This window comes from Paractinoplanes abujensis (assembly GCF_014204895.1).
Classification (GTDB): Bacteria; Actinomycetota; Actinomycetes; order Mycobacteriales; family Micromonosporaceae; genus Actinoplanes; species Actinoplanes abujensis.
In genome coordinates this window covers 2480475-2504229 of record NZ_JACHMF010000001.1, presented here as the reverse complement: position 1 = coordinate 2504229, position 23755 = coordinate 2480475, and the positions used below count along the sequence as shown (strand labels likewise).

Below are 23755 nucleotides of genomic sequence, written 5' to 3'. Positions count from 1 at the left end.
GGGAGCCGGGGGAACTCGGTCGCTGCGTTGGTCGCCCGCCGTCCGCGAAAAGTTCCCGCCCCGTCCCTAGGCCGGCCGGTCGTCGTGCGGTCCGGCGGTCTTGCGCTGATAGTGCCGGCGGGCTTTGAGCTTGTTGCCGCAGGAGGCCATCGAGCACCAGCGGGCGCTGTTCGATTTGCTGCGGTCGAGCAGGAACAGGGCGCATTCGGTGTTGGCGCACGGCCGCAACCGGCCGGGCCGGGTGCGTTCGAGCTCGTCCCAGGCGGCGATGGCCCGTACGAGCAGAGTTCGAGCGCTGGTTGCCTCGACAGTCCAGGTCAGCCGGCCGTTGTCGATCGACGGGTGGGACACCACGCCTCGCAGATACGGGGTGAGGGCGGCGGCGGGCCGGGCGCCGCGCACGACGTCCTGCAGCGTGTCCCGGCCGTCCCGCAGCAGAGCCTGGTCGTCGGCCTCCAGGTCGAGAGTGTCGGTGCGTACCCCGTCGACCATCGGAGTGCTGTTGAGCAGCGTGAGCAGCAGCACGTCGTCCATCTAACCCCCAATCACCGCTTGACAGGTTACACGATCACGAGGCAGGCTCTAACTATCAAAAGCTTTGATGGAGGTTAGAGCGATGGTGTTCCACCGGTACGCGACGGTCGACGGCAAACGGCTCTTCTACCGGGAGGCCGGCGACCCCGCCAAGCCCGCGATCGTGCTGCTGCACGGCTACCCGACCAGCTCGTTCATGTTCCGCGAGCTGATCCCGCGGCTGGCCGCCGACTTCCACGTGATCGCGCCCGACCATCTCGGGTTCGGGCTGTCCGACGCCCCGGCCGCCGACGAGTTCCGCTACACGTTCGACGCGCTGGCCGAGCTGACCGCTGGGCTGCTCGACCAGCTCGGGGTGCGGCGCTACGCGATCTACGTGCAGGACTACGGCGCACCGGTCGGCTGGCGGCTGGCCCTGCGCGACCCGTCGGCGATCACCGCCATCGTGACGCAGAACGGGAACGCGTACGAGGAAGGCTTCGTCCCGGAATTCTGGTCGGACGTGTTCGCCTTCCACCGCGATCGCAACGCGACCACCGAAGCGGCCGTGCGCGGGGCGCTGACCCTGGACGCGATCCGCTGGCAGTACGTGACCGGCGTGCCCGACGAGACGCTGGTCGACCCGACGACGTGGTGGCACGACTATCACCTGGTGTCGCGCCCCGGCAACGACGCCGTGCAGCTCGACCTGTTCTACGACTACGCCACCAACCGGCCGCTCTACCCGCGCCTGCACGAGTACTTCCGCACTCACCGCCCGCCGCTGCTGGCCGTCTGGGGCGAGGGTGACGAGATCTTCGGGCCGGCCGGCGCCCGCGCGTTCGCCACCGACCTGCCCGACGCGCAGATCCACCTGCTGCCCGGCGGCCACTTCCTGCTCGAGACCGCCGTCGACGAGGTGGGCGAGCTGATCAGGAAGTTCCTGCCCCGGCAGTGACGGCCGCGCCGGACCCGGGCCGGTGAGCCTCGGGTCCGGCGACGGGACGTCGGTCACGGGCGCCGGTCAGGCGGGGACGCAGGGCCAGGACGACGACCGCCCAGGCCGCACGGCTGACGCCGGCCACGGTCAGGCGGCCCGACGGGCCGGTGCCGCCGGTGCGGGCGGGGGCCGGGTCGACGGTGACGGGCATGTCGTTTGCCCTGTGGTCGAGCTGCGTCGTCGCCGGGGGGCACTGCGTCCGTGGCGCGTCCCGGGCGGGCAGGGCCGCGCGCCACGAGCCGGGTCCCGGCGTATGTCCCGGGTCACCCGGGACGGGGCGGCTCGACGCCGATCCGCGGGGTATGACTGGGGGCGAGTGTTCGAGAAAGGATCCTCCTGTGGCCAGAACCTGGTTCATCACCGGCACCTCGCGCGGCTTCGGACGCGAATGGGCCGAGGCCGCGCTGGAGCGGGGCGATCGTGTCGCGGCTACGGCGCGCGACGTGTCCTCGCTGGATGCGCTCGTCCAGACGTACGGGGAAAGGGTCCTGCCCCTGCCCCTGGACGTCACCGACCGCGGGGCCGTCGTCGCCGCGCTGGCCCGCGCGTACGAGAACTTCGGACGGCTCGACGTGATCGTCAACAACGCCGGGTACGGGCAGTTCGGCATGATCGAGGAGATCAGCGAGGACGAGGCCCGGCTGCAGTTCGAGACGAACGTCTTCGGGGCGCTGTGGGTCACCCAGGCCGCCCTGCCCTACCTGCGGGAGAGCGGCGGCGGCAACATCATCCAGGTGTCGTCGATCGGCGGGATCTCGGCGTTCCCCAACATCGGCATCTACAACGCCTCCAAGTGGGCCCTCGAAGGGTTCAGCCAGGCCCTGGCGCAGGAGGTCGCGCTGTTCGGCGTGAAGGTGACGCTGGTCGAGCCGGGCGGGTTCGACACCGACTGGGGCGGCTCGTCGGCCCGGCACGCGACGCGGCTGGGGGAGTACGACAAGGTGCGCGAGATCGCCGCCGAGGGGCGTCGCCGGCGGGTCTCGAACCCGGGCGACCCGAAGGCGACGCGGACGGCCATCCTCAAGATCGTGGACGCCGAGAACCCGCCGCTGCGCGTGTTCTTCGGCGAGGCGCCGCTGGGCATCGCGACCGCCGACTACGAGTCACGGCTGGCCGGCTGGCGCGAGTGGCAACCCCTGGCGGTCGAGGCCCAGGGCTAGGTTCCGTCCGGCGCTGGAGGCCGTCGGGGCCGACCTGAACGGTCCGCTCGACGGCCTCCGCGCCCGGACCTAGCCGACCTGGAACGTTCCGTGCAGGTCGGCTTCGGAACTGCCGCCGACCCACACGTCGAAGGTGGACGCGTCGAGCACCCAGTCGCGGGCGGCGGCGTTCCAGTAGCGGCGCTGCTCGGGACCGACCGTGAACTCGACCCGGCGGCTCGACCCGGCGGGCACGATCACCCGCTCGAAACCCTTGAGCTCCCGTACGGGCCGTGACGCGCTGCCGTGCCGCTGGTGCAGGTAGAGCTGGACGACCTCGGCCGCCTCACGATCGGACTCGTTGGACACCTCGACCGAGACGGTGACGGACCCGTCCCGTACGGGGGAGTGCTCCACGATCGTGAGGTCGTCGTAGGTGAACGTGGCGTAGCTCAGGCCGTGCCCGAACGCGAAGAGCGGCGTGCTGGCCTCGTCCCAGTAGCGGCGGGCCTGGTTGTCCGGCTCGTGCGACGTGGTGTGCGCGTAGGTCAGCGGGATCTGCCCGGCCGTACGGGGCCAGGTGAAGGGCAGCTTGCCGCCGGGGGAGACCGTGCCGAAGAGCAGATCGGCCACCGCGTGGCCGCCCTGCGTTCCCGGATACCAGATGTCCAGGATCGCCGGCACGTGCTCGGCGGCCCAGCGCAGGTCGAGCGGGCGGCCGTTCATGACCAGCGCCACGGTCGGGGTGCCGGTGGCCACCACGGCCTGCAGCAGCTCCAGCTGACGGCCGGGCAGCTCCAGCGACGAGCGCGACGCGGCCTCACCGATCATGTTCTGCCACTCGCCGACGACCACGACGGCGACGTCGGCCGCGGTGGCCACGTTGATCGCGCGCTGGAACTCGGCGCCGGGGTCGAAGCCCTCGGGGTCGGCGGGCCGGTTACGGCCGAACATGTCGAACATGGACGGGAACGTGCGCTGCGTGACCGGGATGCCCTGCGCGAAATCGACCCGTACGCCGTCACCGGCCGCGCGGCGGATGCCGTCGAGCACGGTGACCGTCTCGCCCAGGTCGAAATCGAACACCCACGGGCCGAGGATGTCGCGGCGGGAATCGGCCAGCGGGCCCACCACCGCGATCGAGCTCAGGGCGGCGGCGTCGAGGGGAAGCAGGCCGCCCTCGTTGCGCAGCAGCACGGCCGAACGCTGGGCGGCCACCCGGGCCGCGTCGCGGTGGGCCGGGTCGGCCAGGACCTCGCGGGCGGCGGCCTCATCCACGTACGGGTTGTCGAACAGGCCCAGCTTCTGCTTGGCCTCGAGCACCTTGCGGGCGCGCTCGTCGAGCACTTTGTCGTCGGCCACGCCGGCGATCGTGCCGTACGCGGGTTCGCTGATCGCCATCTCCATGTCGACGCCGGCCTCGACCGCCCGCTTGCCCGCCTCGGCCAGATCGCGCGCGTAGCCGTGGGTGACCAGGTTCTTCACGGCGTTGGCGTCGCTCACGACGAAACCGTCGAAACCCCAAGCGTCGCGCAGCACCTCGGTGAACAGCCAGCGGCTGCCCGAGGCGGGGATGCCGTTGAGGTCCATGTACGCGGTCATCACGTTGCCCGCGCCGGCGTCGATCGCGGCCTGGAACGGTGGGAAGTAGACGTTCCACAGCTCGTACTCGCTGATGTTGGCCTCGTCGTAGTCACGCCCGCCGGCCGCCGCCCCGTAACCCGCGAAATGCTTGGGGCCGGCGATGATGTGCTCCTGGAAACCGCGCACCTGGGCCGCGGCCACGGCGGCGCCCAGGAACGGGTCCTCCCCGGCGCCCTCGACGATGCGGCCCCAGCGCGGGTCCCGGGCGATGTCGACCATCGGGGCGAACGTCCAATGGATGCCGACGGCCCGCGCCTCCCGGCCCGCGACGGCCTGCCCGCGGGTGATGGTGTCGAGATCCCACGAGGCGGCCATGGCGATCGGCACCGGGAAGATCGTGCGCAGGCCGTGGATGACGTCGAAACCGAACAGCAGCGGGACGCCCTGCGGGTTGCCCTCGATCGCCTGACGCTGCAGCCTATTGATCTCGGCCGGGTCGGTGACGAACAGCAGCGACCCGGCACCGCCGCGGGCCAGGGCCTCCTCGACGCTGCGGGGCTGGGCATCGACCTCGACCCCGAGGGCCGGGTCGGGCTGGGCGTCGGCGGGCAGCTTGAAATAGAAGTACTGCGTCAGCTGCGCGGCCTTCTCCTCGGCCGACATGCGCGCCAGCAGTTCCTCGACGTTCGCCATGGGCGCTCTTCTCCTCGGTCTCCACCGGCCCGCGGGTCGGCCCGGCGAGGCGCGCATCGCGGCCGCAGCCGTTCTGCCCAGCATCGCCCGGCGGTCGGGATCGCGTCTGCCGTTCGGGGTGGCTTACACGTGTAAGCCGGAGCCTACTCGCTGCGGGCCCGGCTGCCCAGGGCGCCGCCACGCCGACCGGAGCGCGACGCCCACGGTGCGGGGCCGGCCGGCCGCGGCATGATCGAGGCATGCGACTTCGGATGGAGCTCTTCGTGCAAGACCTCGACACCAGCGCGGCGTTCTACACCGGCGTGCTGGGCTTCGAGCTGATCCGGCGCGAGGAGTTCTATGCGAGCCTGAGCCGCGGGGAGGTCACGCTGGGGCTGGGCCGGGTCGGCGGGTTGTCCGCGCGGGACGAGGCGGGGCCCGGACCGGCTTGGTGCGCACCGGACGCCGGCGGGAGTGCGGCACTCGACCACCACCGCGGCGCGGGTGTCGAGATCGTGCTCGAACTGGGCGGCCCGGACGAGGTGGCCGCTCTGCACGACCGCTGCCGGGCGCGGCAGCTGCGCATCGAGCCGCTGCGTGAGCAGCCGTGGGGGCTGCGCGACTTCAGGCTCTTCGACCCCGACGGCTACTACCTGCGCATCACGCACACGGCGGTCTGACCGTCAGCACGGCGATCGGGTCCGGCACGAGCCCGGCGGCGGCATGCCTGCCGACCAGGCACGCCGCTCGTGCTCGACCGGGCTGATCAGGCCGATCCGGGTGAGGAGGTGTCCGCTCGCAAGATCGGCGGGCGCCGAGACGGTTCGGGGTCGGTTCGGAGCCATGGCGGCTCGCGTATGCGGCAGCCCAGCCCTCAGCGGATCGGCCCCCGGGGTCAGCGGGTGGGCCTGCGGGGACAGCGGGTGGGCCGGCGGGGACAGCGGGACGGGGCGCGTGGCCGACGCGACGCTGGCCCGGGCCTGGCCGGGCTGGGCTCGGGCTGCCTGGCTGGGCTGGGCTGGGCTGGGCTGGGCTCAGGCTTGCTGGGCTGGGCTGGCTGGGCCGGACCGGGCTGGGCTGGGCCTGGGCTGGGCTGGCCTGGGCCTGGGCTGGGCTGGCCTGGGCCTGGGCTGGGCTGGGCTGGGCTGGCTGGGCCGGACCGGGCTGGGCTGGGCCTGGGCTGGGCTGGCCTGGGCCTGGGCTGGGCTGGCCTGGGCTGGGCTGGGCTGGGCTGGGCTGGGCTTGCTGGGCCGGGCCGGGCCAGACCGGGCTGGGCTGGGCTGGGCTCAGGCTTGCCGGGCTGGGCTGGCTTCGGACTGCCGGGCCGGGGTGGGCTCGGGCTACTGGGCTCGGGCTCGGGCTGCTGGGCTGGGCTCGGGCTCCCGGACCGGGCCGGGCCGACGGTCCAGTGGCGGCTGGCGGAGACCCGGCAGCGGCTCGACATCGCGCATCTGCCGGACGGGCCGCGTTGATGGCGGTCAGTGGTGGGGAGCTGGCGCGGGCGATGCTGGACGAGCCGGACGCGTTGTTGCCGCGCAGCAGTTGCCGGCCGGCACCCGGTGCCGGAACGGCAGATGGGGACCTGGCCCGGGGCCGGCTCCTCACTGCAGCAGCGGGCGCAGCGTGGTGCAGGCCCAGGACTCCAGCGTGGACGGGGTCGTGCTGACGAAGTCGCGCTTCTGGTCGGGCTCGAAGTCGTCGCGGGTGCCCGCTGTCATGCCGACGACGCCGGACGCGGCGGGCTCGCTCAGGCCCGCGCCGAGCAGGGCCGAGCGCAGGTCGTCGTCGGTGATCTGCTGGGCCTGCAGGGTGCGGCCGGTCGCCGTGGACAGGATCGAGGCGGCCTCGGCCCACGACAGGTCGGCCGGGCCGTGCACCGCCCCGACCGCGCTGCCGGACCAGCCGGCCAGCAGGCGGGCCGCGGCCACCTCGCCGACGTCGCGCGGGTCGACCCAGGACAGCGGCTGGTCGAGCGGCATCGTGGTGGTCAGCACCCCGGCCTTCATCGCGTCCAGCATGCCGAGCAGGTTGGTGAAGAAGTAGCCGCAGCGCAGGGTGAGCACGTCGGCGCCGGTGGCGCGCAGCTGTTCCTCGTTGCGGGCCAGGCCGTCGATCAGGCCCGCGCCGTGCCGGCGTTCGGCGCCGACGCTGCTGATCTGCAGCACCCGGCCGACTCCGGCGGCCCGGACGGCGGCTGCGGCGTGTGCGCCCATGGTGACCATGTCGGCCAGCGGGTCGGGCGCGGTGAACACCTCGGGGCTGGCCCAGAACAGTGCCTCGGCGCCCGTCAGGGCCTCGGTCACGAACGCGGCGTCGAGCAGGTCGCCCCGGGCCACGTCGACCAGCGGGCGCAGGCCGGGCGGGAGTTTGTCAGGGTCGCGCACCAGCACGCGCGGCCGCACGCCGGCCTGGACGAGCAGGCGGACGACGTGGGAGCCGACATGTCCGGTGGGTGTGGTCACGGCAATGGTCATGCCACCCATGCAACACCGGGGGTGTGACACTTTCCGGGCTCATCGCAGATGCGTGGCCACCGAGTCGCGGACCTTTCCCGCGTTGTCGCTCAGCCACGAGTTGAGGGCGACGGCCGCCCCGCCGCACAGAACCAGCAGCACGACGACCGTGATGATCAGCCATCGCCAGTCGCCGCGCCGGGTTCCGGGTTCGGCATCCGAGTCCTGATAAGGAACCAGCGGATCCTCATCAGGATCGGTCACCCCAGGAGTTTAGTCGTCAGCGGGAGCGGGGCAGGCAGCACTTCTTGTATTTGGTGCCCGAACCGCACCAGCAGGCCCCGTTGCGCTCCGGCGGCCAGGTGATCTGCCCCTCGCGGCCGGCCAGCTGCTGGGCGTAGCCGGAGCGGACCCGGGCGTCGGCCACGTCACCGTCGGCACCGGCAAAACCGGTCAGGCCGACGACCGTGCCGGGCAGCACGGTCAGGCCCGTGCGGCCGGTGCCGGTCAGGCGCACCAGCTCGCGCTCGAGGATCGCGCGGTGCTCGTCCCAGTCGGCGCCGAACACGGACGACAATGCCGGGAACTGCTCGAGCAGCTTGCCGAACTCGGCCTGCCGGAAGAACAGCAGGTCGACCGCCGGGCCGGCGGTGGCGCCCGCGTTGGCCAGCCGGGTCTCGAGCCGCTCGGCCAGGTTGTCGTGCGTGTCGTGCTGCAGGCCCAGCGCGTGGCGCAGCCGGTGCCGCTGCTGCAGCAGGAAGAACAGCACCCCGGCGTCCTCGGCCGACGACGGCTCGGTCGTGCTGCCGGAGGCGCCCAGGCCCTCCTGCACGGCCTCGGTCAGCCACTTCTCGGCCAGCCGGTGTTCCTGGCCCGCGCCCAGGGCGGCGGTGACGAAGGCGGCCGCGTCGGGATAGCGGGTGAGCAGTGGGCGCAGCGGCTCCAGCCGGGCCAGCGCCTCGTCGGAGCGGCCCAGCCGGAACAGGATGCGCGCGTGCAGGGCGCGGGCGGCGCCGGCCTGGCTGTCGTCCCTTTCCCCGTACGCCTCGACGGCGCGCTCGACGTAGCGCAGCGCGGCGTCGAGTTTCGCGCGGCTCTCCGCGATCTCGGCGGCGAGCGCGAGGGCGTAACCCGCGTCGTCCTTGTCCGCCAGACGGCCCGCCTCGGCGGCGTCGGCCAGGTCGGCGGCGATGCCGAGCGGGTCGGCCGCACCCAGGGCGGACTGCCGGATCTCACTCAGGTCGGAGCTGGTCAGCTCGGTTTTGAAAGCCACGCCGTCACCGTACTGCGCGGCGGGGCGCCTCGGCCATTGATCGACGGTCCGGCATGGCGGAGATCTCGCCCGCCCGCAACCGGCGCGCCGCGAACCAGATCAGCCCGGCCGCGCCCGCGGCGAAGACGGCGTTGCCGATCAGGTCGATCCACGCCTCGGCGGCGCCGGTCGGGGTCTCCACGAACGAGTGCCAGGCGTACGTGAGCAGCGCGCCTGCGCCGACGGCGAGCCGGTGCCGGTCGGCCCAGCCGGTGCGCGCCGACCAGCGGGCGATCAGGGTCAGGTAGACGGTCACGTCGGCGACCCACACGGTGATCGTCAGCCATGTCGGCAGCTCGGCCAGGGTGAGGCCCTGGAAGAACGCGCCCGCGAGAAGCGTGGTGGCCAGGACCGTACGGGCCCGGGGTGGTCTGCCGTCGCGGCCCCGGAACCGCAGCGGCAGCAGGCCGCCCGCGACGAGCAGGGCCAGGACGACACCGGTGCCGGCGAACTGGCCGGGCGTGGCGGTGTAGGGCCACATCGCCATGGTGATCGCGGTCGTGGTCGCGATGCCCGCTGCGAACAGCACCCCGGTCACGATCAGCCCGGTGCGGCCCAGCCAGGGAGTCGTGCGCCGGTCGCGGGCGATCGCCTCCGTCATCAGGATCGGCGCGCCGACGCTCCAGAAGACGTGCAGCCCGATCACGTACAGGGTCCACGGGACCGAGATGCCCAGCGCGGGTACGAACCCCTCGGTCAGCAGATGCTGGTCGGCATAGCCGGGGTTGAACAGCGACTGCGTGGTCAACCCCTCTTCCAGGACCCCGTACGCCACCCCGAGCACGAGGATGCTGGGCCAGCCCAGGCCGCGGCGGCGCACGAGTTCGCGGATGAGCAGCGCGCCCCCGCCGTACATCGGGGCCAGCGCGATCACCGCGGGCAGAAGGGTGATGGGCAGATTGCCGAGCAGGAACTCGGCCACGAGGGGGGCCAGGAAGAACAGCCCGAGGGCGGGAGCGATCCGGCGAGTCATGCCTACAGTGGACCGCTCCCGCGTCACCTGCCGGGGGGCCGAACGACCGGTTTCGGCCGTGACGGATGTCAGCCGATGCGCCGGCCGTAGACGTGCCCGACGACGAGCACCAGCAGCACGCGGCGGTCGGACACCATCACCCGGCGGTACTCGTCCCAGTCGGGGTGTTCGCCGGCGGCGCGGCGGTAGTAGTCGACCAGGGCCTCGACCTCGGGGCCGTGCGGGTCGGTGCCCGGCCCGATCAGCTCGACGGTGCCCTCGGCGGTGGCCCAGGAACGGCCGTCGGCGCTGGTCACCTCGAGGGCGGCGCGTGGGTCACGGCGTACGTTGGCCGTCTTGGCCCGGCCGTCGGTGACCGACACATAGATGCGTTCCGCGTCGCGGTCGTAGAACGGAGTGACGGGGGACAGCTGGGGCAGGCCGCTCGACTTGAGCGTGGCCAGCACCCCGAGGCGGCTTTCGGCGAGCAGCGCCCGCGGATCGAAGTCAGTCACCAGTCGATTCTGCCCCGGACCGGCGGTTCAGGACCGCCCGCCACTGCCGCCGCCGCTGGTCGTCGGGCGTCAGCACGCAGTCGCCGCAGGTGCCGCCGCCGGGGATCCGGTAGTACAAGCAGCAGTTGTGGCGCTCCAGGAACCAGCGCGCGTGCCGCTGATCGGGCCGGTGCAGCGTGGCCGTGCCGAGCAGGGGCGGCACGGCGAGCAACTCGGCCACGAGGGCGGCGCTGCGTTCCGCGGCCACCGGGTCACCCGCGTCGGCGATCATCCCGGCCGCCCCGCCCAGCGCCGACGCCACGTTGCCCCACAGCACCTGCGGCGACAGCACGAAATGCCGCTGGAAGACCTCGAGCAACGGCGCGACCAGTCTCCCGATCGCGACCCGGTGCAAAGACTCGTCCGTGACCCCCATTTCCCGGTACGAGAGGGGGAGGGGCCCACCCTCGACGGGCCGCCACCACAGCCGGGCCGGGTCGGCCGCCGGCACGACCCCGGTCAGCGCGGCCGTGGCCAGCAGCGGCGACACCAGCCGCGAGGCCAGCCCCAGGAAGATCGTGGACGCGACCACACGCTCGCCGAGCTGGTCGGGCCCCAGCCCCGACATGCGCCTGAGCACCCGCTGCCCGGCCGCGACGCGTTCGGCCGCGACGGCCGGATCGAGCAGGTCGGTCAGCGGTCGCCAGCCGGGCTCGTCGTCGCGGGGCTGCCACACGAAATAGGGACCGAACCGCGCGGCGGCCTCGAGCACTGGCACGCCGCCCACTCTACGACCGGCCGCCGACTACATTGAGGGGCATGTCGGCGCGCCGGGACCTTGCTGCTCACATGAACGAGGCGGCGCGGGCCTGGCTCGGCCTGCTCAGCGCGGAGCAGCGGGGGATCGCGGCCGGGGCGATGCCGGCGGACGATGCGAGCGACGACGAGCGACGGCGCTGGTTCTACACGCCGACCGACCACGGCGGCCTGACGTTTCATCAGCAGCGGCCGGCCCAGCAGCAGGCGGCCATGCGCCTGGTGGCGACCGGGCTGTCGCGGGCGGGTTACGTCACCGTGGCCACGACCATCGGGCTGGAGAACGTGCTCGATCACACCGAGGGCTTCGGGACCAGGTTCGACCGGGAGCGGGGCCGCGACCCGGGGCTGTACTACCTGCGCGTCTTCGGCGAACCCGGGCGGGGCACGTGGGGATGGCGTTTCGGCGGGCATCACGTGTCACTCAACTATCTGGTCGTGGACGGTGCGGTGGTCGCGACCACGCCGTGCTTCATGGGTGCCGACCCGGCCTCGTCCGAACTGCTGGGCGGGGCGGTCAACCGGCCCCTGGCCCGTGTCGAGGACCTGGCCCGCGAGCTGGTCCTGGCGCTGACGGACGAGCAGCGGCGCCGCGCGATCCTGTCCGCCCGGGCGCCCAGCGACCTGGTGACCGGCAACCGCAGCGTGATCGGTGCCGGCGATCGGGTGATCCCGCTGGCCGGGGTGTGGCGGGGCGACCGGTTCGCCGACCCGCACGAGCAGGACAAGTTGCAGGCGGCCAGCGACCGGATCGACGCCGCGGCCGGCCTGGGCGACGACGATCACCGTGCGCTCGAATACACCGTACGGGCGAAAGGGGTGGCGGGTTCCGACCTGTCGCCGGGCCGGCGGGACGTGCTGCGGGCGCTGCTGGCGACGTATTTCGACAGGGTTCCCGAGGCGGTCTCACCCCTGCCCGCGTACGAGGGGCCGGCGCTGGACGCCGTGCATTTCGCGTGGGCGGGCTCGGTCGAACCGGGCGCGCCCCACTACTACCGGGTGCAGGGCCCGCGCCTGCTGATCGAGTGGGACAACACCCAGCGCGGCGCCAACCACGCCCACTCCGTCTGGCGCGACCCGTCCAACGACTTCGGCCTGGACGTGCTGCGCGCCCACCGCCACGAGCATCCCCACTGAGATCCGGCCCCGCCGCCACCTGATCCTTCAGTGGGCGGCCGCGGTGCCGACTGTAGGCGGCATGCGTGCTCCGAGGACCCGGCACTGGCCGTGGATCGCCGTCGTGGTGGTGGCTGTGGCCGGGGCCGGGGGGTCGCTGGCGTACGGGCGGGGCGGGGACGGGCCGGCGAAGGCGGACACGGGTGTGGCCGGCCGGCCGGTGACCCGGGAGGGCATCTTCCAGTACACGGTGAACGCGGTCGACTGCACGACGACCTGCACCGTGCGGATCACGATCAAGAACCTGTCGGACGAGCCCCGCAAGCCGGGGATCGCCTTCGCCCGCGCGTTCGACCCGGACGGGGCCGTGCATCTGGCCGACGCCGTGGCCTCGGTGCGCCGGGGCACCCACCTGTTCGAGGACCTGGGACCGCGCTCCGAGGTGACCGACAACCTGTTCTACGCGATGCCCGAGATCAGGTATCTGGAGCTGCGCGAGACCAGCGAGTCGGCGGGCATCACGGTCACGCTCTGAAACCGAGGGTGTTGATCATTGATCCTCCTGGCTCAGCGGTCCGTATGCGCTAGGAGGGCGTGGGAGACCGGAGCCGCGTCCTGGCTATAGTGCGCCGGACGTTTGGGAGGTCCCCCTGGTGCGGAAGTCCGCTCTGCTGGCGGTCTGCTTGCTGGCCCTGGCCGGCTGGTGGCCGGCGCAACCGGCGTTTGCGCACGCCGTGCTCAGCGCGGCCAGTCCGCAGCAGGGTTCCGTGGTCCCGGCGGCGCCCGAGCGGGTGGTCCTCCGGTTCAGCGAGAACGTGCAGGTCGTGCCGGGCCGTTCGCAGGTGATCGGGCCCGACGGCAAACGGATCAGCGAGGGCGACCCCGAGATCACGGCCGAGGGCCTGGTGATCAAGGTCCGCCCGGCCGAGCGTCCCCTGGGCACGTATCTGGTCAGCTACCGCATCATCTCGGCCGACAGCCATCCCGTCTCGGGGGCGTACACGTTCTCGGTCGGCGCCCCCTCCGAGAACGCGCCGACCGCGCCCGTCGAGGAGGTGGCCCAGTCGGTGCAGACGGCGACGGCCGTCACCAAGTGGCTCGGTTACGCGGGCCTGTCCCTGGCCCTGGGCCCGGTCCTGGTGCTCGCGCTGTGGTGGCCGCGCCGGCTGTCCCGCGCCGGGCCGGTGCGCCTGGCCCGCGGCGGCCTGGCCCTGATCGCCGCGGCCACCCTGGCCGGGCTGTGGCTGCAGGCGCCGGCCAGCTCCGGGGCGGGCCTGTTCGACGTCGCCCCGGCCGAGTTGCGGCAGGTGCTGAGCAGCGACTTCGGCCTCACGCTGAGCGCCCGGCTGGCCCTGCTGGCGATCGCCGCCGCGCTGGTGGGCCGGTTGCGGCGCGCCGCCGGGGGGCGGCCGGCGCTGCTGCTGGCCGCGCTCACCGCAGGCATCCTCGTGACGTGGCCGCTGACCGGGCACCCGGCGGCCGGCCCGCAGGCGTGGCTGCTGATCGTGGCCGACACGGCGCACCTGGCCGCCATGAGCGTGTGGCTGGGCGGGCTCGTCGCGCTGGCCGTCTTCCTGCTGCGCCGGGCCGAGACCCGGGAGCTGCGGCTGATCCTGCCGGCCTGGTCGCGGTGGGCTGCCTTCGCCGTGTACTGGCTGGTCGCGGCGGGCGCGATCCAGGCCCTGATCCAGCTGGGCACGCTGGACGCGCTGTTCTCCTCCACGTACGGCCGGCTCATCCTGCTCAAGACCGGGCTGCTGGCGGTCGTGCTGGCCGTCGCGTTCGTGTCCCGGCGGCTCGTGCAGCGGGGGATCGCCGCGGCCACCCCGGCCCGGCTGCGGCGTGCCGTCGGCCTCGAACTGGCGATTACCGTGCTCGTGCTGGCGGCCAGCGCGGTGCTCGTGCAGACGACCACCGGCCGTACGGTGGACGTGGAGGCCGTGGCCGCCCAGAGGTCGCGCGGCTTCGTGGAGACCCTCAACAGCCGGCTGTACGCGGTGCAGTTCGAGATCTTCCCGGCCACGGTGGGTGAATACAACACGCTGCACGCGTTCGCGTACACCCCGGAGGGCAAGCCGCTCAAGGTGCTCGAGTGGAAGGTGTCGGTGTCGTTGCCGGCGCAGGGCGTCGAAGCGATCGACGCGCCGGTGGCCACCGTGGTCGACAACCAGGGCCTGGGCGCGGTCACGTTCCCGATCGCCGGGGACTGGCAGCTGTCCATGACGCTGCGGGTGTCCGAGATCGACCAGGCCACCGTGACGACGACGGTCCCCGTGCGGTGACTAGGCTCGCGGGGTGAAGATCTCGCACGTGACGACCGCCGCCGGGCAGCCGGTGACGCTGCTGTTCGAGGCCGACCGGGTGCAGGTGGTTCAGGTGTCGCAGCCCCGGCAGCGCGCCGTGCGGGCCGGCGCGGGCGGGCTGATCCTCGCGGCCGGGCTGGCCCTGGTCGCGGTCAACGCCGGCGACCGCGGGATTCCCGGCCTCGAGCTCGGGCTGTGGATCGCCGCCGGGGTGGCGGTCGTGGCCGCCCTGGCCGGTGTGGTCAGCTGGTTCGTGCTGACCCGGTGCGACCGCGGGGCCGACGCCGAGACCATCGCGGCCTCGTCGGTGGTCGGCGCGCGCAGCCGCACCGAGCCCCCGAAGGTGATCGTCTCGCTGACGCTGGCCGAGGGCGGCGAGCGTCAGTTCGAGGCGGTCGGTCATGCGGGGGCGTTGCTGTCGGCCGGCTTCGGGCGGCTGCTCTCCGTCTAGGGCGACGGTGTCCACCGGGGCACGGCGGGCCGGTTGAAGAAGTCGCGGGCGGCCCGTGGCACGAGCAGCGTGACGAACGCGGCGACGCCGGCCACCACGAGGCTCGCCCCGAACCACGGGAGGCCGCCGCCGGTCGCGGTGATGACCAGCATCAGCGCGCCGAACAGGAACGCGAACGGCAGCATGATCAGGCCGGCGATCCAGGCCCACATCCGCCCGCGGCGCACCTGATCGGCCAGCACCAGGAAGAAGGCCGCGAACACCAGCGAGATCCCGTTGAGCACCAGGAAGACACCCCGCGCGCCCGCCTCCCAGTCGTCCTGGGCCAGGTTGTCCACCACCCCGTAGGCGACCCGCGCGATCGTGATCACTCCGATCAGCGCGACCAGCGCGGCGCCGGCCTCCACCACCCGCGGCCGGACCTTCTCCTCGTACGACATTCCCGTCTCCCCGTCTCATCGAGCCCTGTCGCTCGGCCCGCATCCTAAAGTCATCGGACCGTCATACGGCGGCGGGCCCTCCGCGACATCCACCGGCCACGCTCGAGACCGACGGATGGGGGCACGACATGACCGCTGGCATGCACGCGGCCGGAGTCCGGCTGACCTGCGACGACTGCGCGACCACGGAGGTGGTCGGCCACGGCGGCGAACTCGGCGGCGCTGTCCGCAGCGCGGTGACCGGGTCGGGCTGGACCGGTTCCCCGTACGCCCGGGGCCGGCATCGCTGCCCGCGGTGCGGTCCGGGCGACAACCCGCCCCGGGAGCCGCCCACCGAGATGTCGATCGCGATCACCTCGCCCGCGGCCGTGGTGCGCGTGACCGGCGACATCGACCTGCCCGCCGTCCCCGACCTGCGCCGCACCCTGGACAACGCCGTGGCGCTGCACCCGTACGTCATCGTCGACCTCACCGCGGCCCGCGCGGTCGGCCCGGCCGGTCTGGGCGTGCTCCGCCGGGCCCGCGCCGCCGCCCGCCGCCGGCGCGGTGACCTGCTGCTGGCCACGGCCCCGGACGCCCGGCGCTGGACCAGGGAGTTCCGCACGTTCGCCACCGTGCCCGAGGCGATCACCGCGGCGGTCGGACGCCCCTGATGCGCCCCGCCCGCACGCCGCGGAACCCGGTGTGGCGGGGCCGGCGCCTGTTCACCAGCCTCCCTGAGCAGACCCGTCGCATCCCCGGCACGGTACAGCCCGGCCCGCGGGCCGCGTTCACTCAGCCGTGAGCCCGGCCTGCTGGGCCAGCAACCCGGCCTGGGTACGGTTGTCGCATCCCAGCTTGACCAGCAGGCGCGACACGTACCCCTTGACGGTCGCCTCGGACAGGTTGAGCCGCCGGGCGATGCGCAGGTTGGAGTCGCCGTTGGCCAGCCCGGCCAGCACCTCGGTCTCCCGTTCGGTCAGGCCGCGCACGAGGTCGCGCCCGCGCTGCCGGGGACCGGCCGCCCCGATCAGGCGCTGCGTGGCCACCGGGGACAGCACGGTGGCCCCGCCGGCCGCCGCCCGTACGAGCGAAACCAGGTCGTCGGGGGCCGTGGACTTGACCAGGAACCCGGCCGCCCCGGCCCGCAACGCCCGCAGCACGTAGTCGTCGTGGTCGAAAGTGGTCAGCACGACGACGCGGGGCGCCGCCGGCAGGGTCGCGATCCGGTCCAGCGCCGTCAGCCCGTCCACGCCGGGCATCCGCAGGTCCATCAGCACCAGGTCGGGCCGTAACCGCACCACGGCCTCGACCGCCTCGGCCCCGTCGTACGCCTCCCCGGCCACCTCGATCCCGGGGCCGGCCGACAGGATCGTGCGCAGGTGCGCGCAGACCATCCGCTCGTCGTCCACGAGCAACACCCGGATCATGACGGCACGTAGTCGGGCAGCCGTGCGCTGACCCGGAACCCGCCGTCGGCCGTCGGCCCGGCGTCGAACGACCCGCCGACCATCTCGACCCGGTACCGCAGCCCGGTCAGCCCGCTTCCGCCCGCGGGCAGCTCGCGGGGCCGGCCGGTCGGGCGCTGGTTCACCACTTCCACGTCGATGCCCTCCGCCTGATAACCCACCGTGACCGCCGTCGCGGCTCCCGGCGCGTGCTTGTGGACATTCGTCAACGCCTCCTGCACGACCCGGACGATGGTCCGCCGCACCGCGGGCGACGGCCGTCCCTCGTCCCCGCCCGCGGTCAGCCGCACCGGCAACCCGACCGCCCGCGACTGTTCGACCAGGGCGGCCACGTCCCCGCCGAGTTCGCCCGGGTCGTCGGCCCGCCGGATCGGGTCGTGACCGTCGCGCAGCACCCCGACCAGGTCGCGCAGCTCGGCCAGGGCCTGCACCCCGGCCTCGCGCAGCTCGTCGGCGGCCCGCCGGGTGGTCTCGTCGGCGGTGGTGGTGCGCAGCGCCCCGGCCTGCAGCACCATCAGGTTGATGCGGTGGGTCACCACGTCGTGCATCTCGCCGGCCAGCCGCACCCGTTCGTCGGCGCGGGCCTGTTCGGTCGCGCGCAGGGTCTCCTGGCCGGCCAGCCGGGCGCGGGCCCGGGCGTAGAGGCCGAGCAGCGCCGAGCACAGGATCACCACGGGCGCGGTGAAGGGGTCCTCGATCCGCCACGCGCGCGCTCCGATCAGGAACGTCACGGCCAGCAAGGCCACCACGGCCCACGTGCGCCGGCGGCCGAAGGCCGTCACCGCGTACGGGGCCAGCACGGTCGCCCACACCGGCACGAAGACGTTGAGCGCGGCGAGCACGAAGGCCACCCCGTACGGGTGGCGCCGCCGGAGCAGCAAGGTGGCCGCGCCGAGGATCTGCACGGCCACGGAAGGCAGGTGCGGCAGCTCCAGGACGGTGCCCATGACCGCGGCCACGAGCATCAGCACGACGTCGACCGTGGTGTCGAGAACCCGGCGGCGGCCCATGGTCCGAGCATACGAAAGTAGGTGCCGGTCGCGACTCGTGGCGCTACCGGCGGTCGATGAGGGTGGGAAAGCCTGGAACGCATGGCACGCCGCATCCATGAGCTGGACGCCCTGCGCGGACTCGCGCTGGCGGGCATCGTCGAGTTCAACATCGTCCAGATGACCGGCTTCCCGCGTCCCGAGGGCCCCGCGTCCGACCACCCCGGGGCGTACGTGTGGGAGGCGCTTTTCCTCCAGCGGCCGTTCCCGATCTTCTCGCTGCTCTTCGGGGTCAGCTTCGCCCTTTTCCTGCGTACGGCGGGCAACCGCACGGACAAGCCCCGGCTCGTGCTGCTGCGGCGCCTGCTGTGGCTGGGCGTCTTCTCCGCTCTGCACACGCTGCTGCAGCCGGGGGAGGTGCTCAAGTTCTACGCCGCGTTCGGCATCGTGGTGCTGCTGCCCGCGTCCTACCTGTCCCGCCGCTGGGTGCTGGGCCTGGGCGTTGTGCTCACCCTGGCCGCGAGCCTGACGTTCAACGGGCTGTTCATCATCCCGGGCCTGTTCCTGCTGGGCATGGCCGTCGCGCAGTACGGCATCCCGGACACCCTGGACCGGCGGGGCCGGCAACTCGGGATCGCGTTCGCCGTGACCGTGCCGCCGGCCGCGGCGATGCTGTGGCTGCAGTGGCGGGCCGGGGTCGGGCCCGCCGCCAACTACCGGATCCTTCCCGCCGGCACCGTCTGCGCGTTCCTGTTCACGGTCTCCTTCTTGCTGCTCATGCGTACGCCGTTGCGCCGCCCGCTGGACGCGGTGCTGGCGCCGATGGGCCGCATGGCGCTGACCAACTACGTCCTGGCGTCCGTGCTCATCCTGGCGGCCGACGCGTTGCTCGACCTCGGGCATGCCTCCGGTTTCGCCCCGATCGTCGCCACCGGCGCGGTCATCGGCGTCGTCCAGGCCCTGCTCAGCGTGCTGTGGCTGCGCTGGTTCCGCTACGGTCCCCTGGAGTGGCTGTGGCGCTGCCTGACCTGGTGGACGCCGGTGCCGATCCGCGCCGAGCCCGCCCGCGCGGACGAAGTCCGGGGTGCCGTAACGTCGAAGTAGGGGTTGGCAGCGGCCCACCCTTACCCGCTAAATGTGATTCGGGACGACGGAGGGCGGGGCATGGCCGAGAACCTGTCGCTGGGGGCGGACTTTCCCGCCGCGAGCGCCGAGCAGTGGCGCCGCCTGGCCCTGGCCGCGCTGCGCAGATCCGGGGCCGCCACCGAGGAGACGTCACCCGGCGAGGTCGAGGCGTTGCTGGCCACGACGACGTACGGCGGTCCGACGATCGCGGCGCTGCACACGGCGGGCCCCGAGTCCGGGCTGCCGGGCCGGCCGCCCTTCGTGCGGGGCACGGACCCCGCCGGCAGCGCGACCGGCGGGTGGGACGTGCGGCAGCGCTACGCCGACCCGGTGCCCAAGGAGACCCGCGAGGCCGTGCTGACCGACCTCGAGAACGGCGCGACCTCGCTGTGGCTGGTGCTCGGCGACGGCGCGCTGCCGCTGGACGCGTTGCCCGAGGCCCTGGACGGCGTCCATCTCGACCTGGCCGCCGTGGTGCTCGACGCGGGCGACGCCATCGGCCGGGCCGCCGGGGCCTGGTTCGACCTGCTGGCCGCCCGCGGCGTCGACCCGGGCCGGGTCACCGGCAACCTGGGCGCCGACCCGCTCGGCGGGCAGGCCCGCACGGGCGTGCCGGGCGACCCGGGCGAGGCGGCCGCGCTGGCCGTGCGCTGCGCCGCCGAGGCGCCGGGGTTGCGGGCCGTCACCGTGGACGCCACCGTCTACCACGATGCGGGCGGCTCCGAGGTGGAGGAACTGGGCGCGGCCGCGGCGACCGGGGTGGCCTATCTGCGCGCGCTGACCGGCGCCGGGCTGAGCGTGCCGGCCGCCCTGGGCCAGATCGAGTTCCGGTACGCGGCCACGGCCGACCAGTTCGCCACGATCGCCAAGCTGCGCGCGGCCCGCCGGATCTGGGCGAGGATCGCCGAGCTGTCCGGCGCGCCCGAGGCCGGGGGCCAGCGGCAGCACGCGGTCACGTCGGCCGCGATGCTGACCGCCCGCGACCCGTGGGTCAACCTGCTGCGCACGACGATCGCCGCGTTCGCGGCCGGGGTGGGCGGGGCCCGGGCGGTGACCGTGCTGCCGTTCGACCACCAGCTCGGCCGGCCCGACGCCCTGGCCCGGCGGCTGGCCCGCAACACGCAGACGATCCTGCTGGAGGAGGCGCACGTGGCCCGGGTGCTCGACCCGGCCGGTGGCTCCTACTACGTCGAGCAGTACACCGAACAGCTGGCCGGGGCGGGGTGGGAGTGGTTCACCCGCATCGAGCGCGAGGGCGGGCCGGCCGCCGCGCTGGGCAGCGGGCTGATCGCCGACCGGCTGGCCGAGGTCTGGGCGGCCCGCGAGACCAACCTGGCCCACCGCCGCGACCCGATCACCGGGGTGTCCGAGTTCCCGGACCTGGCCGAGCAGCTGCCCGAGCGGCGGCCCGCGGCCGGCCCACCGGGCGGGGGACTGCCGCGGCGGCGCTACGCCGAGGCGTACGAGCGGCTCCGCGACCGCAGCGACGCCCACCTGGCCGCCACCGGGGCCCGGCCCGCCGTACGTCTGGTCCTGCTCGGCTCGGCCGCCGCGCACGGGCCCCGGCTCACGTTCACGACCAACCTGTTCGCCGCCGGGGGCATCGCGGTCACCACCGAGGACACCTCGCCGGTGGTGGTGCTGTGCGGGCCCGACAAGGAGTACGCCGCGCACGCCGAGGCCGAGGCGGCGCGGGCCCGGGCCGGCGGGGCGACCCGGGTGCTGCTCGCGGGCCGGGGCGGCTACCCGGGCGTCGACGCGTACGTGCACGTGGGCGTGGACGCCGTGGCCGCGCTGACGAAGACGCTGGACGACCTGGGGGTGGCGCAGTGATTCCCGATTTCTCGACGGCCCGGCTGACGGCGCCGGCGGCGCGGGGCCCGGAGCCCGTACGGGAAGACGGCGGCCCGGTCTGGCACACACCCGAGGGCATCGCCGTGCCGTCGCTCTACACCGCGGCCGACCTCGACGGGCTCGACTTCCTCGGCACCTACCCCGGCATCGCGCCTTACCTGCGCGGGCCCTACCCGACCATGTACGTCAACCAGCCGTGGACCATCCGGCAGTACGCGGGGTTCTCCACGGCCGAGGAGTCCAACGCCTTCTACCGCCGCAACCTGGCCGCCGGGCAGAAGGGGCTGTCGGTCGCGTTCGACCTGCCCACCCATCGCGGCTACGACTCCGACCACCCGCGGGTGACCGGTGACGTCGGCATGGCCGGGGTGGCCATCGACTCCATCTACGACATGCGGCAGCTCTTCTCCGGCATCCCGCTCGACCGGATGAGCGTGTCGATGACCATGAACGGCGCCGTGCTGCCGGTGCTGGCGCTCTACATCATCGCGGCCGAGGAGCAGGGGGTCACGCCGGAGCAGCTGTCCGGCACGATTCAGAACGACATCCTCAAGGAGTTCATGGTCCGCAACACCTACATCTATCCGCCCGCGCCGTCGATGCGGATCATCTCCGACATCTTCTCGTTCACCTCGCAGCGGATGCCCCGCTTCAACTCGATCAGCATCTCCGGCTACCACATCCAGGAGGCCGGGGCCACGGCCGACCTGGAGCTGGCGTACACGCTGGCCGACGGCGTCGAGTACCTGCGGGCCGGACGGGCGGCCGGGCTCGGCATCGACGCGTTCGCGCCGCGGCTGTCGTTCTTCTGGGCCGTCGGGATGAACTTCTTCATGGAGGTGGCCAAGCTGCGGGCCGGGCGGCTGCTCTGGGCCAAGCTGGTGCGCGAGTTCGAGCCGAAGGACCCGCGCTCGCTCAGCCTGCGCGCGCACTGCCAGACATCGGGCTGGTCGCTGACCGCGCAGGACGTCTTCAACAACGTCATGCGGACTTGTGTGGAGGCGATGGCCGCCACGCAGGGGCACACGCAGTCGCTGCACACCAACGCGCTGGACGAGGCGCTGGCGCTGCCCACCGACTTCTCGGCCCGGATCGCCCGCAACACCCAGTTGCTGATCCAGCAGGAGTCCGGCACCACCCGCGCCATCGACCCGTGGGGCGGCAGCGCCTACGTCGAACGGCTCACCCACGATCTGGCCGCCCGCGCGTGGGAGCACATCACCGAGGTCGAAGCGGCCGGGGGCATGGCCAAGGCGATCGACGAGGGCATCCCCAAGATGCGCATCGAGGAGGCGGCCGCCCGCACGCAGGCCCGCATCGACTCGGGCCGCCAGCCGGTGATCGGCGTGAACAAGTACCGCCCGCAGGCCGACGAGCCGATCGACGTCCTCAAGGTGGACAACGCCGCCGTACGGGCCAATCAGGTCGACAAGCTGCGCCGGCTGCGCGCCGAGCGGGACGAAGGCGCGTGCGTCTCGGCGCTGGACGCGCTGACCCGGGCCGCGGCCGAGCCCGGCGGGGGCAACCTGCTGGCCCTGGCCGTCGACGCGGCCCGGGCCAAGGCGACCGTGGGCGAGATCTCCACGGCCCTGGAGAAGGTGTTCGGGCGGCACACGGCCCGGATCCGTACGATCTCGGGTGTGTATCGGCAGGAGGCGGGTCGCAGCGGGGACGTGGAGCGGGCCCGCGCCGCGGCCGCCGAGTTCGCCGAGCAGGAGGGCCGCCAGCCGCGCATCCTGGTCGCGAAGATGGGTCAGGACGGGCACGACCGCGGGCAGAAGGTGATCGCCACCGCGTTCGCCGACCTCGGCTTCGACGTCGACGTGGGCCCGCTGTTCGCGACGCCGGCCGAGGTGGCCCGGCAGGCGGTCGAGGCCGACGTGCACATAGTCGGCGTCAACTCGCTCGCCGCCGGTCATCTGACGCTGGTGCCCGCGCTGCGCGACGAGCTGGCCGCGCAGGGCCGCCCCGACATCATGATCATCGCGGGTGGGGTGATCCCGCCGCAGGACTACGACGCGCTGCGGGCGGCGGGGGCGGCCGCGATCTTCGCGCCCGGCACGGTGCTCACGGAGGCCGCGATCGAGCTGCTGGCCGAGCTGACCCGGCGGCGCGGTGACTGACCTCTCCGCGATGGCGGCCGGTGTCCGCGACCGGGCGCCCGCGTGGGTGGCGCGGGCCATCACCCTCGTCGAGTCGACCCGGCGCGACCATCAGGAACGGGCGCAGGAGCTGCTGACGGCCCTCTCCCCGTACGCGGGGAACTCGCACCGGATCGGCATCAGCGGGGTGCCCGGCGCGGGCAAGTCGACGTTCATCGACGCGCTGGGCAGCACGCTGACCGGGGCCGGGCACCGGGTGGCCGTGCTCGCCGTCGACCCCTCGTCGACACGCAGCCGCGGCAGCATCCTGGGCGACAAGACGCGCATGGCCCGCCTGGCCGCCGACCCGGACGCGTACGTGCGGCCGTCGCCCACCGCGGGCACGCTGGGCGGCGTGGCCAAGGCGACCCGCGAGGCGATCGTCGTGGTCGAGGCGGCCGGCTACGACGTGGTCATCGTCGAGACCGTCGGCGTGGGGCAGTCGGAGACCGCGGTGGCCCACATGGTCGACACGTTCCTGCTGCTCGCCCTGGCCCGTACGGGGGACCAGCTGCAGGGCATCAAGAAAGGCATCCTCGAACTGGCCGACGTGATCGCCGTCAACAAGGCGGACGGGCCGCATCGCGACGACGCCCAGCGGGCCGCGCGCGAGCTCTCCGGTGCGCTGCGGCTCCTGCGGACCCCTGACGACTGGACGACCCCGGTGCTGACCTGCAGCGCGCTCGAAGGCACGGGAGTGGACGAGGTGTGGGCGCAGGTGACCGCGCACCGGGCCCGGACCGACGTGGGCGCGCGCCGCCGCCACCAGCAGCTGGAGTGGATGTGGGCGATGGCCCGGGAGGCCGTGCTGAGCCGCTTCACCACCGACCCGTCCGTACGGGCCGCCGCCGAGCAGGCCCGGGAACGGATCCTCGACGGTTCGCTCATGCCGGCGCAGGCCGCCCAGCGGCTCCTGGCCGCCTACGACGCCCGGCCACGGTAATTCGCTGGAC

24 protein-coding genes are annotated in these 23755 nt (G+C 73.4%); 12 read left to right on the top strand and 12 right to left on the bottom strand.

Going from position 1 to position 23755, the window contains the following annotated elements; translation table 11 throughout:
- Positions 1-66: 66 nt before the first annotated feature.
- Positions 67-534, bottom strand: coding sequence for a CGNR zinc finger domain-containing protein (locus tag BKA14_RS11100; protein WP_184950849.1), 468 nt, complete (start codon positions 532-534; stop codon positions 67-69).
- An 82-nt stretch (positions 535-616) separates the two neighbouring features.
- On the opposite strand from BKA14_RS11100, the gene BKA14_RS11095 reads away from it, so the two are divergent.
- A complete protein-coding gene (locus BKA14_RS11095) occupies positions 617-1471 on the top strand; it encodes an alpha/beta fold hydrolase (RefSeq protein WP_203721851.1) in 855 nt (284 codons plus the stop codon).
- Here the strand turns inward: BKA14_RS11095 and BKA14_RS11090 are convergent.
- A complete protein-coding gene (locus BKA14_RS11090) occupies positions 1446-1664 on the bottom strand; it encodes a hypothetical protein (protein WP_184950847.1) in 219 nt (72 codons plus the stop codon). The genes BKA14_RS11095 and BKA14_RS11090 overlap by 26 nt on opposite strands.
- Positions 1665-1851: 187 nt before the next feature.
- Between BKA14_RS11090 and BKA14_RS11085 the strand changes: the two genes are divergently transcribed.
- Positions 1852-2673, top strand: a complete 822-nt coding sequence (locus BKA14_RS11085) for an SDR family oxidoreductase (RefSeq protein ID WP_203721853.1) — start codon at positions 1852-1854, stop codon at positions 2671-2673.
- 69 nt (positions 2674-2742) lie between these two features.
- Here the strand turns inward: BKA14_RS11085 and BKA14_RS11080 are convergent, their stop codons facing one another.
- A complete protein-coding gene (locus BKA14_RS11080; protein ID WP_203721855.1) occupies positions 2743-4929 on the bottom strand; it encodes a glycoside hydrolase family 3 N-terminal domain-containing protein in 2187 nt (728 codons plus the stop codon).
- Between the two features lie 239 nt (positions 4930-5168).
- On the opposite strand from BKA14_RS11080, the gene BKA14_RS11075 reads away from it, so the two are divergent.
- Positions 5169-5588 (top strand): VOC family protein, encoded by a 420-nt coding sequence (locus tag BKA14_RS11075; protein WP_184950845.1) that lies wholly within the window; start codon positions 5169-5171, stop codon positions 5586-5588.
- A 921-nt stretch (positions 5589-6509) separates the two neighbouring features.
- On the opposite strand, the gene BKA14_RS11070 is transcribed toward BKA14_RS11075, so the two are convergent.
- From BKA14_RS11070 to BKA14_RS44990, 6 genes are all read right to left on the bottom strand, one after another.
- Positions 6510-7382 carry an NmrA family NAD(P)-binding protein gene (locus tag BKA14_RS11070; RefSeq protein WP_184950844.1) on the bottom strand — a complete coding sequence of 291 codons (873 nt, stop codon included), beginning with the start codon at positions 7380-7382 and terminating at the stop codon, positions 6510-6512.
- Positions 7383-7421: 39 nt separating this feature from the next.
- Positions 7422-7625: a hypothetical protein gene (locus BKA14_RS11065; RefSeq protein WP_184950843.1), complete on the bottom strand. Its 204-nt coding sequence runs from the start codon at positions 7623-7625 to the stop codon at positions 7422-7424.
- Positions 7626-7641: 16 nt separating this feature from the next.
- Positions 7642-8634, bottom strand: coding sequence for an SEC-C domain-containing protein (locus tag BKA14_RS11060; protein ID WP_184950842.1), 993 nt, complete (start codon positions 8632-8634; stop codon positions 7642-7644).
- A gap of 4 nt (positions 8635-8638) precedes the next feature.
- Positions 8639-9646, bottom strand: coding sequence for an AF_0692 family protein (locus tag BKA14_RS11055; RefSeq protein WP_184950841.1), 1008 nt, complete (start codon positions 9644-9646; stop codon positions 8639-8641).
- 68 nt (positions 9647-9714) lie between these two features.
- Positions 9715-10143, bottom strand: a complete 429-nt coding sequence (locus tag BKA14_RS11050) for a PPOX class F420-dependent oxidoreductase (protein ID WP_203721861.1) — start codon at positions 10141-10143, stop codon at positions 9715-9717.
- Positions 10133-10897 (bottom strand): (2Fe-2S)-binding protein, encoded by a 765-nt coding sequence (locus BKA14_RS44990; RefSeq protein ID WP_184950839.1) that lies wholly within the window; start codon positions 10895-10897, stop codon positions 10133-10135. The genes BKA14_RS11050 and BKA14_RS44990 overlap by 11 nt, the downstream gene beginning before the upstream one ends.
- Positions 10898-10938: 41 nt before the next feature.
- Here BKA14_RS44990 and BKA14_RS11040 point away from each other — a divergent pair, with 41 nt between their 5' ends.
- The 4 genes from BKA14_RS11040 (at position 10939) to BKA14_RS11025 (ending at position 14805) form a co-directional block, all read left to right on the top strand.
- Positions 10939-12072: a DUF3500 domain-containing protein gene (locus tag BKA14_RS11040; RefSeq protein WP_184950838.1), complete on the top strand. Its 1134-nt coding sequence runs from the start codon at positions 10939-10941 to the stop codon at positions 12070-12072.
- A 61-nt stretch (positions 12073-12133) separates the two neighbouring features.
- Positions 12134-12586 (top strand): DUF4352 domain-containing protein, encoded by a 453-nt coding sequence (locus tag BKA14_RS11035; RefSeq protein WP_184950837.1) that lies wholly within the window; start codon positions 12134-12136, stop codon positions 12584-12586.
- Between the two features lie 118 nt (positions 12587-12704).
- Positions 12705-14333 (top strand): copper resistance CopC/CopD family protein, encoded by a 1629-nt coding sequence (locus tag BKA14_RS11030; protein WP_239092354.1) that lies wholly within the window; start codon positions 12705-12707, stop codon positions 14331-14333.
- A 13-nt stretch (positions 14334-14346) separates the two neighbouring features.
- Positions 14347-14805, top strand: coding sequence for a hypothetical protein (locus BKA14_RS11025; protein ID WP_184950836.1), 459 nt, complete (start codon positions 14347-14349; stop codon positions 14803-14805).
- Here BKA14_RS11025 and BKA14_RS11020 read toward each other — a convergent pair.
- Positions 14802-15245, bottom strand: coding sequence for a hypothetical protein (locus BKA14_RS11020; RefSeq protein WP_184950835.1), 444 nt, complete (start codon positions 15243-15245; stop codon positions 14802-14804). The genes BKA14_RS11025 and BKA14_RS11020 overlap by 4 nt on opposite strands.
- Before the next feature lie 128 nt (positions 15246-15373).
- Between BKA14_RS11020 and BKA14_RS11015 the strand changes: the two genes are divergently transcribed.
- On the top strand, positions 15374-15898 hold the full coding sequence (locus tag BKA14_RS11015; RefSeq protein WP_184950834.1) for an STAS domain-containing protein: 525 nt from the start codon (positions 15374-15376) through the stop codon (positions 15896-15898).
- Positions 15899-16015: 117 nt separating this feature from the next.
- On the opposite strand, the gene BKA14_RS11010 is transcribed toward BKA14_RS11015, so the two are convergent.
- Complete coding sequence (locus tag BKA14_RS11010; protein WP_184950833.1) at positions 16016-16654, bottom strand: response regulator; 639 nt, start codon at positions 16652-16654, stop codon at positions 16016-16018.
- A complete protein-coding gene (locus BKA14_RS11005; protein WP_184950832.1) occupies positions 16651-17703 on the bottom strand; it encodes a sensor histidine kinase in 1053 nt (350 codons plus the stop codon). Before BKA14_RS11005 ends, BKA14_RS11010 begins: the two co-directional genes overlap by 4 nt.
- Positions 17704-17784: 81 nt before the next feature.
- On the opposite strand from BKA14_RS11005, the gene BKA14_RS11000 reads away from it, so the two are divergent.
- From BKA14_RS11000 to meaB, 4 genes are read left to right on the top strand one after another with little or no spacing between them, the layout of a single operon-like run.
- A complete protein-coding gene (locus BKA14_RS11000) occupies positions 17785-18786 on the top strand; it encodes a DUF418 domain-containing protein (protein ID WP_184950831.1) in 1002 nt (333 codons plus the stop codon).
- A 60-nt stretch (positions 18787-18846) separates the two neighbouring features.
- Positions 18847-20640: a methylmalonyl-CoA mutase subunit beta gene (locus tag BKA14_RS10995; RefSeq protein WP_184950830.1), complete on the top strand. Its 1794-nt coding sequence runs from the start codon at positions 18847-18849 to the stop codon at positions 20638-20640.
- On the top strand, positions 20637-22784 hold the full coding sequence (gene scpA, locus BKA14_RS10990) for a methylmalonyl-CoA mutase (RefSeq protein WP_184950829.1): 2148 nt from the start codon (positions 20637-20639) through the stop codon (positions 22782-22784). The genes BKA14_RS10995 and scpA overlap by 4 nt, the downstream gene beginning before the upstream one ends.
- Complete coding sequence (gene meaB, locus BKA14_RS10985) at positions 22777-23745, top strand: methylmalonyl Co-A mutase-associated GTPase MeaB (RefSeq protein WP_221477245.1); 969 nt, start codon at positions 22777-22779, stop codon at positions 23743-23745. Before scpA ends, meaB begins: the two co-directional genes overlap by 8 nt.
- Positions 23746-23755: the final 10 nt, after the last annotated feature.